The 13,501-nt window shown below is 52.6% G+C and carries 11 protein-coding genes; 6 read left to right on the forward strand and 5 right to left on the reverse strand.

Annotated features, from left to right (window positions below; genetic code table 11):
- Positions 1 to 2: 2 nt before the first annotated feature.
- Genes EG028_RS16095 through EG028_RS16105 form a run of 3 tightly spaced genes read right to left on the reverse strand, consistent with a single transcriptional unit; the run spans position 3 to position 4,336 of the window.
- On the reverse strand, positions 3 to 2,348 hold the full coding sequence (locus tag EG028_RS16095) for an ABC transporter permease (RefSeq protein WP_120517576.1): 2,346 nt from the start codon (positions 2,346 to 2,348) through the stop codon (positions 3 to 5).
- 14 nt (positions 2,349 to 2,362) lie between these two features.
- Positions 2,363 to 3,052 (reverse strand): ABC transporter ATP-binding protein, encoded by a 690-nt coding sequence (locus EG028_RS16100; RefSeq protein WP_120517577.1) that lies wholly within the window; start codon positions 3,050 to 3,052, stop codon positions 2,363 to 2,365.
- A gap of 36 nt (positions 3,053 to 3,088) precedes the next feature.
- The gene (locus tag EG028_RS16105) at positions 3,089 to 4,336 is read right to left on the reverse strand and encodes an efflux RND transporter periplasmic adaptor subunit (RefSeq protein ID WP_120517578.1); all 1,248 of its coding nucleotides are present in this window, start codon (positions 4,334 to 4,336) and stop codon (positions 3,089 to 3,091) included.
- A 385-nt stretch (positions 4,337 to 4,721) separates the two neighbouring features.
- On the opposite strand from EG028_RS16105, the gene EG028_RS16110 reads away from it, so the two are divergent.
- Genes EG028_RS16110 through EG028_RS16135 form a run of 6 tightly spaced genes read left to right on the forward strand, consistent with a single transcriptional unit; the run spans position 4,722 to position 12,290 of the window.
- Positions 4,722 to 6,068, forward strand: a complete 1,347-nt coding sequence (locus EG028_RS16110) for a sigma-54-dependent transcriptional regulator (RefSeq protein ID WP_120517579.1) — start codon at positions 4,722 to 4,724, stop codon at positions 6,066 to 6,068.
- Positions 6,068 to 7,402 (forward strand): sensor histidine kinase, encoded by a 1,335-nt coding sequence (locus EG028_RS16115; protein WP_120517580.1) that lies wholly within the window; start codon positions 6,068 to 6,070, stop codon positions 7,400 to 7,402. The genes EG028_RS16110 and EG028_RS16115 overlap by 1 nt, the downstream gene beginning before the upstream one ends.
- A 36-nt stretch (positions 7,403 to 7,438) precedes the next feature.
- A complete protein-coding gene (locus EG028_RS16120) occupies positions 7,439 to 8,104 on the forward strand; it encodes a lysoplasmalogenase (protein WP_162946547.1) in 666 nt (221 codons plus the stop codon).
- A gap of 31 nt (positions 8,105 to 8,135) precedes the next feature.
- Positions 8,136 to 9,755 carry a serine hydrolase domain-containing protein gene (locus tag EG028_RS16125; protein ID WP_120517582.1) on the forward strand — a complete coding sequence of 540 codons (1,620 nt, stop codon included), beginning with the start codon at positions 8,136 to 8,138 and terminating at the stop codon, positions 9,753 to 9,755.
- A 30-nt stretch (positions 9,756 to 9,785) separates the two neighbouring features.
- A complete protein-coding gene (gene nadB / locus EG028_RS16130) occupies positions 9,786 to 11,384 on the forward strand; it encodes an L-aspartate oxidase (RefSeq protein ID WP_120517583.1) in 1,599 nt (532 codons plus the stop codon).
- 21 nt (positions 11,385 to 11,405) lie between these two features.
- The gene (locus EG028_RS16135; protein WP_120517584.1) at positions 11,406 to 12,290 is read left to right on the forward strand and encodes a lysophospholipid acyltransferase family protein; all 885 of its coding nucleotides are present in this window, start codon (positions 11,406 to 11,408) and stop codon (positions 12,288 to 12,290) included.
- Between the two features lie 58 nt (positions 12,291 to 12,348).
- On the opposite strand, the gene EG028_RS16140 is transcribed toward EG028_RS16135, so the two are convergent.
- Positions 12,349 to 12,723 (reverse strand): LysM peptidoglycan-binding domain-containing protein, encoded by a 375-nt coding sequence (locus EG028_RS16140; protein WP_120517585.1) that lies wholly within the window; start codon positions 12,721 to 12,723, stop codon positions 12,349 to 12,351.
- A 44-nt stretch (positions 12,724 to 12,767) separates the two neighbouring features.
- Positions 12,768 to 13,265 (reverse strand): BON domain-containing protein, encoded by a 498-nt coding sequence (locus tag EG028_RS16145; RefSeq protein WP_241559154.1) that lies wholly within the window; start codon positions 13,263 to 13,265, stop codon positions 12,768 to 12,770.
- Between the last annotated feature and the right edge of the window lie 236 nt (positions 13,266 to 13,501).

A 13,501-nucleotide genomic window follows, 5' to 3' on the forward strand; every position in this document is an offset into this window, starting at 1 on the left:
AACTACTCAGTTTTCAGGGTGCGCACAGGGTTTGCCAGCGCGGCTTTTACGGATTGGGTGCCGATGGTGACGATGGCCACCAATACAGCTGCCGCTCCTGCCACGAGGAAAACCCATATGGGTATATTGGTACGATATTCATAGCCCTGCAGCCATTGGTCCGTGGCGTACCAGCTAAGCGGAGTGGCCAGCAGGATGGCGATGAATACCAGTTTCAGAAAGTCTTTTGTTATAAGCCGGACGATGCCTGCAACGGAAGCGCCCAGCACTTTGCGGATGCCGATCTCTTTGGTGCGCTGCAGGATGGTGAAAGTTGCGAGACCGAACAATCCCAGGCACGACAGGAAAACAGCTACGCCCGCAAACCATGTGAACAGTTTGCCGGTGCGTGTCTCCTGGTCGTACAGCTGCATAAAAGTATCTTCCACAAACTCATGATCGAAGCGATATTCAGGATTATATTCTTTCCATATCTTCCCGACGGCTGCTATGATGGCCGGTGTATTTTCTCCCGTGGTTTTCATATACAGTTTCCAGCTACTGGGCCTGTACCGCATGATAACCGACGGGATCTTGTCATGCATCGAGCCGATGTGAAAATCTTTCACCACACCGATGATCGTGCCGTCTACGTCCAGGAGTTTAAAACGTTTGCCGATAGGGTCTTTTAAGCCTGTTACTTTAACGGCTTCCTCGTTGAGGATGTAGCTGGTGGAATCGGCTTTACCCCCACGGAACATCCGGCCTTCCTTCATTTTCATTTCCATGGCGGGCATAAAGTTTTCGTCCACGCTGATGTGTTTGATGTTGAGGCTCATTTCCGGGGCTTTGCCTTCCCAGTCCGTATCGCTGGTGCTGTTGCCCAGAGCGGTGATATTTGCGTTGCCGAAAAATACCGCTTTCACGCCGGGGATCTTTCCCAGCCTGTCTTTCACAGCCTCTGGGTGGTCCTGCATGTTGCGCGCGGAAAAGGTCAGCAGGTTATCTTTATTGTAACCGAGCGGTTTGCTGTTGATATATTTCAGCTGCATACCTATGGCCAGTGTACAGCCTATCAGCACAATGGAAATAAAGAACTGCGCCACGACCAGCGTTTTCCTGAACATGCCGCCGCTCATGGCCGCTTTGCCTTTCAACGACTGGATGGGATTAAAACGCATGAGATGGAACGCGGGATAAACCGCTGCCAGCAATAACATGACCACGCTGCTGATCAGTAATATCAGCAGTATCTGACCGCTTACTTCGTTAAAACCGGTGGTTTTACCGGTAAGCTCATTGTAGAACGGCAGCAGCAGCCACATCAGGAATACGGAAAGAATGACCGCAAGTACGAATACAATGGAAGACTCCGTCATGAACTGGCGGAAAAGCTGCCAGCGGTTCGCCCCGATCAGCTTGCGCACGCTGATCTCTACAGCCCGCTGATGTGCGCGGGCGGTAGCCAGGTTCACATAATTGATGCCGGCAATAAGCAATATCACAATGGCAACGAGAAAAAAGATGCGTACTATTTTCATCAGCCCTTCTTCACCGGTGACCTCGTAAAGATGTACATCTCTCAGCGGCTGAATGGAGTATCCGCGGCTCTGCGTGTTTTCGTTCGGGCTTCCTTTCACCCATTCTTCACCCAGCAGCTTATTGGTCTTTGCAATGTCCGGATTCGGCTGCATCAGCAGGTAAGTGGAAGCGTAAAAATTGCCCCAGTCGTCGTTCATGGATTTCCAATAACCGGACTGGTAATTGTCATTGCGCAATTTTATCGGCACCAGCATGTCGAACCGGATGCTGGAATTGCGTGGCATGTCCGCAATGATGCCGCTTACGATGAACTGGAATTCCCGTTCTACCGTGATCACTTTTCCAAGAGGCTCTTCGTTACCGAAATATTTTTTCGCGGTAGATTCCGTGAGTACGATGGAGGTATTGTTCGGGAAGGCGCTCCCTTTCAGGACAGGGAAATCGAATACGGTGAAGAAAGTCGTGTCTACATAAGCGACCTGCGTTTCATAAAAAGTTTTCCCGCCGCTTTCGAATTTGGACAGGTCCCAGGCCTGTGCGATGCGCACCATATCTGTCACGCCGGGAACCGAACTTTTCGCGTGCGGGCCAATGGCTGCCTGTGTAGCCTCCCAGTTCTGCAATTTGGTGCCGCTCATGAATTGGCTGCTTACTTTGTAAATATCTTTCCCTTTCGAATGAAAGGAGTCGAAACTCCGCTCGTCCTGCACCCAGCTAAGCAGCAGCGTACTGATAGCCAGGCCGATAGCCAGCCCCACAACGATGATGAAGGCGTATAACTTCTGCGAGAAAAGCGTCCTGAATGCGACTTTAATATTACGAAACATGAAGCGGCGTTTATTTATACGTGAAATTGTTCCTTGATGTTTTCAGTTACCACCTTACCGTCAAACAGGTTCACAATGCGGTGTGCAAAACCTGCGTCGTAGGGGGAGTGTGTCACCATGATGAGGGTGGTGCCGGCGTCGTTCAGTTCCTGGAGGAGTTTCATTACTTCTTCACCGTTGGTGGAATCCAGGTTACCGGTCGGTTCATCCGCGAGGATCAGCTTGGGTTTTGCCACTACTGCGCGGGCAATCGCCACACGCTGCTGCTGGCCACCGGAAAGCTGTTGCGGGAAGTGGTTGCGGCGGTGCATGATATTCATGCGCTCCAGCACTTCTTCCACTCTTTTTTTACGGTCAGCGGCGGGTACTTTCAGGTACAGGAGCGGCAGTTCCACGTTTTCGAAAACGGTCAGTTCGTCTATCAGGTTAAAGCTCTGGAATACGAAGCCGATAGCCCCCTTGCGCAACTGCGCGCGCTGGCGCTCGCTCATGCGGGCTACTTCCTTGTCCCAGAAATGATATTCGCCATGGCTGGGATTGTCCAGCAGGCCAAGGATATTCAGCAGGGTGGATTTACCACAGCCTGAAGGCCCCATGATGGCTACAAACTCACCATCCTGCACGTCCATGTTGATGCCGTTGAGGGCCGTTGTTTCTACTTCTTCCGTAGTAAAGAGCTTTTGTAAGTTGACTGTTCTGATCATTGTTGTAGTTTGTTAGTGATTGGATGGGTGAGCGGGTTAAAATTCTAATACTTCCTTATCCCCGAAGTTCTCATAAGTTGAGGTGATTACCTGGTCGCCTACATTGAGGCCTTCCAGCACTTCGAAGTATACAGGGTTTTTCCGGCCCAGGGATATTTTACGTTTGATGGCTCGGCTGCCGCCTTTTTCCACTACATATACCCAGTTGCCGCCGGTATCAGAGAAGAACCCGCCCGCAGGCAAAAGTAATGCTTCGGAAGATTTCCCGAGCTCGAGGCGGATAGGAGAGGATTGTCCGCGGCGGATGCCCTCTGGTGCGGCTTTCACAAAGTTCATATCTACTTCAAAACGGCCGTTCTTTACTTCGGGGTACACTTTCGTGATCTCCATTTCATTGGCGGTGCCGTTGAATTCAAAACTGGCCTTCAGGCCGGCGAATACCCTGTTCACATAATGTTCGTCCACTTCGGCGCGCATCTTGAACCCGTTCATATCGTCTATCTGGCCAATGTTCTGCCCGGCCTGGATGCTGGTACCCACTTCCACGTTGATGGAAGAAAGCTGCCCGTCCACCGGGGCGCGTACCACCAGGTTGCTCAGGTTGTCCTTCATCAGCGTCAGGTTCCGCTGGGTACGGGCAATGGTGCCTTCCAGCTGGATGATCTGGGTACGGGCATTGTCCAGCTGGTATTCCTGGCTCTGCACTTCGATCTGCCGCTGGCGTACCAGGCGTTCGTATTCCCTTTTGGTTTTCAGGTACTCCTGTTCGGCCACCACTTTGTCTTTCCACAGTTTATTATTCCTGTCGTAAAGGTCTTTGGCCTGGTCCACCTGGTAATCAAGGTCGCTGAGCGTCTTTTCCAGGGCAAAACGGTCCTGTTTCAGGCGGAGGCGGGTATTCTGAAGTTCGTTGATAAGACGGTACATTTCCGTTTCACGGTTTACGAAGTCCATCATGAGCCGTTGGTTTTCAAGGGCAAGGATGGAATCACCCCTTTTTACCATACTGCCGCCTTCCAGGAATTTGCGGGCTACATAACCGCCTTCGATGGCGTCCAGGCGGATGGTTTTCAGGGGGTGCACCACCGCCGTCACGGCGATGTATTCGTCAAAGGAACCTTTGGTAACGGGAGAAATAGTGATCTTGTCCTTTTCCACGTTCAGCTTGCTCCGTTTGTCCGCGAAAATAAAGCTCCACAGCACGAGCAGCACCAGGGCGCCACCGCCTCCGAACAGGAATATCCTTTGTTTGTTCCAGAATTTCTTTTTGAGTTGTCTGTCCATGTTAGTAATTGCTGTCCCCCGTAAGTCAATCCATGTGCCAAGCCGTGCCAATTCGCCAAAAGCCCCACCATGGCGGACCGTAAGCCAGTAGCCCTGTCCGCCCCTGTTCCAAAGCGGACAGGCGGTGTCCGAATACGGACATTTCACCGGACGCCCCGCCCCTGCGAAAAATCCAGCCGGGCAATAAAATCTTTGTTTAATATTGCTCCCGGGCCGGTTTTGGACCATTCCGGCACTCATCTGAACCTGCTTCCGGCACATAGCCGGAATACGTTTTGCAGTATGCCGTTTGCAAAACATTCTGTTTATTGCAGATATGCCCGGTAAACGGCCGGAAAAACGTTTTTGCAGCATATCGCTAACCAAGCATTTAATTTTTACCCACATGAGTACCCAGCAAGGAAAAATTCTGATCGTAGACGATGATGTAGATGTATTACGGGCAGCGCGCCTGCTGCTGAAACGCCATTTTGCACAGGTGGATTTCGAAAAAAATCCGCAAAAGATCCCCTACCTGGTCAGCAATTTTGAATATGACGTGATCCTGCTGGATATGAACTTCACCCGCGACCTCAGCAGCGGCAAGGAAGGTTTTGAATGGCTGGACCGTATTCTTGATATCAATCCCAAAGCCACTGTCGTGCTCTTCACCGCCTACGGCGATGTGGAAATGGCCGTGCGCGCCATCAAAGCGGGCGCGGTGGATTTTGTGCTGAAACCCTGGGAAAACGATAAACTGCTCGCTACCCTGCAGACAGCCGTACAAACCCACCAGTCTAAACAGGAAAAGAAAGCCGGCGGCGCCACCCTGCATACGGATAATGTATTGATCGGGGACAGCCCCGCCATGCAGGAAGTGATGGAAACCGTATCGCGCGTGGCCGGAACGGATGCGAACATCCTCATCCTCGGCGAAAACGGCACTGGTAAAGACCTGCTCGCCCGGCATATCCATTCCCTGAGCCACCGCCGCGAAAAATCATTCGTGAGCGTGGACCTCGGCGCACTCAGCGAAACGCTTTTCGAAAGCGAACTGTTCGGTCACGTCAAAGGCGCCTTCACCGATGCCCGCGAAGACCGCAGCGGCCGTTTTGAAGAAGCGAACGGCGGCTCCATTTTCCTGGACGAGATCGGCAACATCTCCATTCCCTTCCAGGCCAAACTGCTCACCGTACTGCAAAACAGGTCCGTTACCCGCGTGGGCTCCAACAAAGCGCAGAACGTGGACGTGCGCCTGATCTGCGCAACAAACCGGAACATCAACCAGATGGCTGCCCAGCAGCTGTTCCGCCAGGACTTGCTGTACCGGGTGAACACCATCGAAATACAACTCCCCCCGCTGCGGGAAAGACGCGAAGACATCGTGCCGCTGGCCGAATATTTCCTGGGTCTTTACCGCAAAAAATATAACCGCCCCGTGGCATTCCTCCATGAAACGCTGATCGCACAGCTGGAGAAATACGACTGGCCGGGAAACATCCGCGAGCTGCAGCACGCCATCGAAAGAGCCGTGATCCTCTGCCAGGGCAAAACCCTCATGCCCAAAGATGTATTTGTAAAAACGAACACCGCCACCGAATCGCTGGACACCGGGTTCAACCTCGAGGAAATGGAGCGCAACATGATTGCCCAGGCTTTAAAAAAATGCAATGGAAATATCACGGACGCTGCAAAGGAGCTGGGTTTGAGCCGCGCCGCCCTGTACAGGCGCATGGAAAAATATAATCTCTGATGAACCGGTTTAGCCTCAATATCCTTTTACGCATTGTGGTACTGATCGTTACGATCATGGCCGGCTGCTGGCTGTGGTGGAACGGATTCCCGCTGGTCGTTATCCTGCTGGTGCCCTTCCTCATTGCACAGATACTTAACCTGTATTATTACCTGAACCGGGTGAACAGGAAACTCACGCTGTTCCTGGAAGCGATCCGCTACGAAGACTTCTCCATACGGTTCAGCGCGGACAATAAGCTGGGAAAGAGTTTCAGCGCCCTCAACCACCAGTTCAACGAAGTGCTGGAAGCATTCCGCCAAACGCGCGCGGAAAGAGAGGCGAACCTGAAATATATCGATACCATCATTCAGCATATCAGCATCGGCGTGTTGTCTTTTGACTCCGACGGGAAGATAGAACTGATCAATCCCGCGGCATTCCGGCTGATGGGCATCTACCGCCTCCGTTACCTGGACGAATTAAAAAACGCCCATCCCGATCTCGCCGGGCTTTTAATGCAACTGCCCGCCGGGCATAAGTCGTTGTATGCCACCCAAAACGGCCAGCAGCTATCCATTCACGCCGCCACCGTGCGGTTGCAGGGAAGGCTGGTGAAGCTGATCTCTTTGCAGAACATCCACGCGGAACTGCAACAAAAAGAACTGGAAGCCTGGCAGAACCTGACCAAGATCCTCCGCCACGAGATCATGAATTCCGTAACGCCCATCGTGAGCCTGATAGGAACCATGCAGGAAATCGTGCAGCACGACATCCAGCCCGCCGAAGACCAGGTGGAAGCCTTCGAAGACCTGAAAGAAGCGCTGGAAACCATCGAAAGCCGGAGCAAAGGCATCATGAACTTCGTAAACGCTTACCGCGATTACACCACTTTACCCAAACCGCAATTCACCACCCTCAACCTCAAGCAGCTGATACAGTCCGTGAGCAGCCTGCTGCTGGCGGATATGAAAGCGGCCGGTATCTCTTACCGCGCGCACGTTTCGCCGGATAATATAGAAATACACGCGGACGAAACGCAATTGCAGATGGTGCTCATCAACCTGATCAAAAACGCGATGGACGCGCTGGAACATACAGATAAACCTTTTATTCACGTAAAAGGTTCCCTGGGCAACGCACAGCAGATCGTGATAGAGATCACGGACAACGGGCCCGGCATAGAATCGGAAGCGATGGAAAAGATCTTCATTCCTTTCTTTACCACCAAAAAGAAAGGCTCCGGCATCGGGCTGAGCCTTTCGCAGCAAATTATCCAATCGCATGGCGGTCAGCTTAAAGTCGTAAGCCCCCCGGCAAAGGGTACAACGTTTTATGTATTGCTCACTAATTAAAAACAGCGTATGTTGCCTGCCGAATTCCACAAGCGTATGCAACCTAAACACTGGGGAGCCTTATATTTCCTCATACTGCTGGCCGATTTGTGTGTGATAGCATTTGACATTCCCTATGCCCGATTCGCCACAAAACCACTGATCATGATCCTGCTGGGCTTCTACGGATGGTCCCAGGCAGGCTGCCTGCCTCACCGCAGCAAAAATTTCATTTTAGCCGCCATCATATTCTCCTGGTCCGGAGACGTATTCCTGCTTTTCCCGCATTATTTCATCGCGGGACTGGTGAGTTTCCTGACGGCGCACCTCCTGTACACCGGCTTTTTCCTGACCGTTCAGCCCAAACCAAAACCCGGCTGGAAAGAAGGCGCGGTACTGGTGGTGATCATCATATATGCGGTAAGGTTAGTACAGCGGCTCGTCGCGAACCTCGGCGATATGAAACCAGCCGTGATCGTTTACACTGCCGTGATATCGCTGATGTTCCTTTCCGCCGTGCGCGCTTTCGGGCTGAACAGCAGCAAGGCCGGAAGGCTCTGCATCGGGGGCGCTTTACTGTTTGTGTTATCGGATTCCATCCTGGCTATAGAAAAATTCCTTACGCCCTTTCCTGGGAGCGGCATCCTCGTGATGCTTACCTATGGCATAGCGCAGTGGATGATCGTAGACGGGAGCCTGCGGCACCTGAAAACCGCGAAATAACTTTTTACATTTATAGAAACCCGCTTTTAACATGAAAAGATTTGTTCTCCTCTTCCTGGCGGCCTTTTCCGGCTCTGTAACCTACGCGCAAACCTGGCAGGATACGCTCACCCGCATCGAAGCTGCATTCGCGAAATACAAACCCGATGGCCCCGGCGCACAAATGGCCATTAGCCGGAACGGTAAAGTGATCTTTTCAAAAGCATGGGGTATGGCGGACCTGGAGCATGGCATCCCCATGAGCACCACCTCCCTCATCGAAGCCGGCTCCGTGAGCAAACAATTCACCGCCGCCGCCATCCTGCTGCTGGAGCAGCAGGGCAAACTTTCCCTTGAAGACGATGTACATAAATACGTTCCCGAGCTGCCGGATTACGGCGCTCCCATCACGCTGCGCCAGATGATGCAGCATACGAGCGGCCTGAAGGATTGGGGAAGCATGGCCTCGCTGAGCGGCTGGCCGCGCGGCACAAAAGGATATAACAACGATGACGCCCTCGCCATCATGATCAGGCAGAAGACCCTGAACAATGTGCCCGGCGCGGAGTACATCTATAGCAACTCGAATTACAACCTGCTGGCGATCGTGGTGAAACGCGTGAGCGGAAAAGAACTCTCCGAATTTTCAGGCCCCGCGATCTTCAGCCCCGCCGGTATGCCCCTCACCGTATGGCGCTCCAGCTACAGGCTGCTGGTGCCCGGCCGTACCATGGCATATTCCCGCGCTAAAGACGGGTTTGAGAACGATATGCCGAACGAAAGCGTGTATGGCCAGGGCGGCCTGCTCACCACCGCCGAAGAACTTATCAAATGGACGGAGTTTTACAGCGGCGGGAAATTCGGCTCTCCTTCTCTTTACCCTCAACAGATCAAAACTAACAATTTCAATAACGGCCGCCCTCACAACTACGCGGCAGGCCTGGTAGTAGGCCCGTTCAACGGCCAGGATGCCATCGTGCACAGCGGCGCCACCGCCAGCTACCGCGCCAACCTGGAATTTTTCCCGAAACTTGGACTGGTGTTCGCTTTCCTGAGCAATACCTCCGCCTTCGACAGGGATTCCACCGCCGCCCAGGCCGTGGTGCGCAACATCTTCGTGCCTGAGCCGCCCGCTGCCAAAAAACCGGCTGCCGCCGCTTCTTTTAAAGTAACGGAAGAAACCCTCCGGACCTATACGGGCTGGTACAAACGCAGCCTGGACGGCCAGGGTGTGAAATTATCCGCGAAAGACGGCAAGCTGCTGTTTGGCTCCACGCCTTTGCAGGCAACCGCGAACAATACCTTCAAAACCCCTGGCGGCGCCAACCTTCTGTTTTCCGAAGGCCAGATCGTAGTGGTGACGCCTAACAGCGACAGCCTACAGTATAAATCCGTTGAATTCTCCAATATCAACGAAGGCGCCGCGGCCCGCTATGCCGGCGAATATTACTCCGAGGAAGCCGATTCGCGTGTAACCGTGAAAGTGGAAGGTACCGCCATCTGGGCGATACAGAAGCCTGATGAAAAAGTCCAGCTCACGCCCCTTTACCGGGACGGGTTTGACAGCCCCTATGGGCCGGTGTACTTCGAGCGGGATGCGCAGAACAAAATATCCGGCTTTAAAGTGTCGCTGGGCAGGGCGCGGAATGTCCCCTTCGTAAAGGTTAAATAAACGGGTATAATTGCCTAATTTTGATGTTCTATGCATCAAACAGATTTCCTGGTAGTAGGCTCAGGAATTGCGGGGCTCACGTACGCCCTGAAAGTGGCCGAGCAATGTCCGGATAAAAAGGTAACCATCATTACCAAAACCCGGGAAGACGAAACCAATACCAAATATGCACAGGGCGGCGTAGCCGTGGTGAATGACCTCGAGAACGACAGCTTTGAAAAGCATATCGAAGACACGCTGATTGCGGGCGATGGGCTTTGCAACGAACAGGTGGTGGAGATAGTGGTAAAAGAAGGGCCGGATCGTGTGAACGAGCTGATCTCCTGGGGCGCTCAGTTCGACAAGTCGCCGGACGGGGATTATGCCCTTGGTAAGGAAGGCGGTCACTCCGAGTTCCGCGTGATCCATCACAAAGACGTGACCGGCCGCGAAATAGAGCGCGCACTGCTGGAAGCTATCCGCCGCAAAAAAAATATCGAGCTCATCACCCACTGCTTCGTGGTGGAGATCATCACCCAGCACCATCTTGGTTACCTCGTTACCAAATCCACACAGGACATAGAATGTTACGGCATGTACGTCCTTAATCTCAAGACCAATAAGATCGAAAAGATATTGTCGCGGCTCACTTTACTGGCCACGGGCGGCAACGGGCAGGTATACCGCACTACCACCAATCCCGTGATCGCCACGGGAGACGGTGTGGCCATGGTCTACCGCGCCAAAGGCAGGATCGAGAACATGGAGTTTATCCAGTTCCATCCCACCGCGCTGTACCAGCCCGGGGAAAGTCCTTCCTTCCTGATCACGGAAGCCGTGCGCGGCGATGGCGGCATTCTCCGCAACAAAAACGGCGAGGACTTCATGCACAAATACGATGAACGCCTCAGCCTCGCCCCCCGCGACATCGTGGCCCGCGCCATAGACAGCGAAATGAAGATCACCGGTACCGAGCACGTATACCTCGACTGCCGGCATATGGACATGGAGAAGTTTGTCCACCATTTCCCGAACATCTACGAAAAATGTAAATCCATCGGCATAGATGTGAGTAAGGACATGATCCCCGTAGCGCCTGCAGCCCATTACAGCTGCGGCGGCATCAAAACGGACGAATATGGCCATACCTCCATCCGGAACCTTTACGCGGCCGGCGAGTGCGCCAGCACGGGGCTTCACGGCGCAAACCGCCTCGCCTCCAACTCACTGCTGGAAGCCATGGTATTTGCCCACCGTTGTTACCTGGACGCCGTAAAGGTGATCGATTCGATCAGCTTCAAGGAAAATGTGCCGGACTGGAATACGCTGGGTACAAACGCCCCCCGTGAAATGATCCTGATCACACAAAGCCTGAAAGAGCTGAAACAGATCATGAGCGATTACGTGGGTATCGTACGCACAAACGTCCGCCTGGAGCGCGCCATGCGCCGGCTGGACATACTGCATCTTGAAACGGAAGCGCTTTACAAGGAAACGGCCGTTTCGCCGCAGCTTTGCGAGCTACGCAACCTGATCACCGCCGGGTACCTTATCGTGAAAGGGGCCGCCTTCCGCAAAGAAAGCAGGGGCCTGCATTACAACACGGATTATCCATACAAAAGCGACCTCGTGGAGAATATTATCCTGTAGTTCTAAAAGAGAAAACGATTCATGTATTATATTCTACTGGCATTCTGTTACAGCATTTCCATTCTCCCCCTGTGGCTGCTCTACCGCATCAGCGACGGGCTTTACGTGCTCGTGTACCATATATTCAGATACCGCCGCCAGGTGGTGCTGGAAAATCTTCACCAGGCTTTTCCCGAAAAAACAGACAAAGAACTCAGGCGGCTGGCCCGCAAATACTACCGCAACCTGACGGACATGATGGTAGAAACCATCAAGCTGCTGACGATGAGCCGCAAATCGCTGGACAAACGTTTTGAATGCGACCTTTCTATTTTTCACAAACTTTATGCGGAAGGCCGCAGCGTGCAGCTTCACCTCGGGCATAACTTCAACTGGGAGTGGGCGAACCTTTTTGCAAAGAACGGGGTGGATTATTCTTTCCTTGTCGTGTTCATGCCCATCAGCAATTCCGCGGTGAGCCGTATGTTCAGGCACTTCCGGGAAAAATTCGGCTCTGTACTGATACCCGCGAACGATATGCGCAACGGTATGGCCCCCTGGATCGGGAAACAATACCTGCTGGGCCTCGTAGCCGATCAGAACCCCGGTAACCCGCGCCGCTGTTACTGGTATCCGTTCCTGAACAAGATGACCGCTTTTTATAAAGGTCCGGAAATGAGCGCGCGCCGGTACAACATTCCTGTAGTGTTCGCGGATGTGCGCAAAGTGAAAAGAGGGTATTACAAAGCGGTACTTAAGCTCGCGTTCGAGAATCCGGCTGAAGAGCCGGTGGGCCGCATCACGGAAGAGTTTGTAAAATACCTTGAAAAAAATATCCGCGAGCAACCCGAAGTGTGGGTGTGGAGCCACCGCCGCTGGAAACATGAATACAAAGCGGAGTACGAGTTTGAGAATGGAGACGAATAAAAGAAATTAAAAGACCCCGGCTAATGCAGCCGGGGTCTTGTTTTTATACGTGACCAGGTTATGCCGAAGGTATCTTCAGTTTCCAGCCGGGCTGGATCATATCGGGGTCTTTTATTTTGTCTTTGTTTGCTTCGAAGATCTTTTGCCAGGTGAGGCCGGGGTATTTTTTGGCGATCTTACTCAGATTGTCGCCTGCCTGCACTTCATATTCCTGTTCGGCGCCTTCGGCCAGGGAAATATTCAGCACCAGGTCTCCGGCGCGCATTTCAGGATCCAGCTTTTCGTAAATGCCCCAGATCTGGTCTTTTACCGCTGAGGACGGAGCTGTGCCCGTTACGTACAGCACGCCGTTCTGCTCTGCTACCTGCAAACCGGTAACGCCGCCACTGTTGGCCGCCTGAACGAGTTCCGCGTATTTATCTTGTAATGCCATGTTCGTACTTTTTTAAGGTTAATGGTGGATTGAAAAGCCGGCGCTTATTGCAGGGTGAGTTTGTTGTTCACCTTTTTCGGCTTGGCTTCATTGGCTGCCTGCATCACTTTGCGCAGGTCCGCTTTTTTGATGGTGCCGGTGAGGGTTACTTCGCCGTTTGCAATGGTGGCGGTCACTCCGGTGATGCCTGCTGCGCTGATGGCTGAATCCACGCTGGATTTCAGGATGTCGTCAGGGTTGATGGCCACCGGGGCGGCGGGCGGCGGAGGGGGCGGGGTCAGCATCACGTTGTTCACAACGGATTTAACGCCTTTTACACTTTTGGCGGCATCTTCAGCGGTGGTTTTGGCGGCATCGTCCATCACTTCTCCACTGAGGGTAGCAACGCCTCCCTTTACTTCCGCAATCACGCCGGGGGCGGCTGTGGACAGCTTATCATTCACTTCCTTCTGAAGCTTTGCATCGCTTGGCTTACAAGCGTAAAGGAACACGCCCATCCCCAACAGGAACAAGGCGAGCAAAATGGGTTTGCGTTGTTTCATATGATTAGAATTTTATAGGAATTTAGCCAATTCCGGCCTAAGTGACAATTATTTCTGCCTTTAATTAATTGTTAAGCAACAATTTATGCAATAACAAATATAAAATGTAAGTGTATAAATTTATATGTGTTTTAACCGCAAACTATTACATAAAGGTTGACAAAGCGTGCAGGCGGCAGCGGAATTATCGCAGCAAAAAAGAAGAAGTGGCCGGTTGGAATATATGGTCAATTGAA

It is taken from the genome of Chitinophaga barathri (assembly GCF_003807585.1).
Lineage (GTDB): Bacteria > Bacteroidota > Bacteroidia > Chitinophagales > Chitinophagaceae > Chitinophaga > Chitinophaga barathri.

Bases quoted from the DNA above. Each gene is read 5' to 3' on its own strand.
- EG028_RS16125 (WP_120517582.1), top strand. From the start codon at position 8,136: ATGAAAAGATTTGTTCTCCTCTTCCTGGCGGCCTTTTCCGGCTCTGTA.
- EG028_RS16110 (WP_120517579.1), top strand. From the start codon at position 4,722: ATGAGTACCCAGCAAGGAAAAATTCTGATCGTAGACGATGATGTAGAT.
- EG028_RS16120 (WP_162946547.1), top strand. From the start codon at position 7,439: ATGCAACCTAAACACTGGGGAGCCTTATATTTCCTCATACTGCTGGCC.
- EG028_RS16135 (WP_120517584.1), top strand. From the start codon at position 11,406: ATGTATTATATTCTACTGGCATTCTGTTACAGCATTTCCATTCTCCCC.
- EG028_RS16115 (WP_120517580.1), top strand. From the start codon at position 6,068: ATGAACCGGTTTAGCCTCAATATCCTTTTACGCATTGTGGTACTGATC.
- EG028_RS16095 (WP_120517576.1), bottom strand. From the start codon at position 2,348: ATGTTTCGTAATATTAAAGTCGCATTCAGGACGCTTTTCTCGCAGAAG.
- EG028_RS16140 (WP_120517585.1), bottom strand. From the start codon at position 12,723: ATGGCATTACAAGATAAATACGCGGAACTCGTTCAGGCGGCCAACAGT.
- EG028_RS16145 (WP_241559154.1), bottom strand. From the start codon at position 13,265: ATGAAACAACGCAAACCCATTTTGCTCGCCTTGTTCCTGTTGGGGATG.
- EG028_RS16105 (WP_120517578.1), bottom strand. From the start codon at position 4,336: ATGGACAGACAACTCAAAAAGAAATTCTGGAACAAACAAAGGATATTC.
- EG028_RS16100 (WP_120517577.1), bottom strand. From the start codon at position 3,052: ATGATCAGAACAGTCAACTTACAAAAGCTCTTTACTACGGAAGAAGTA.
- nadB (WP_120517583.1), top strand. From the start codon at position 9,786: ATGCATCAAACAGATTTCCTGGTAGTAGGCTCAGGAATTGCGGGGCTC.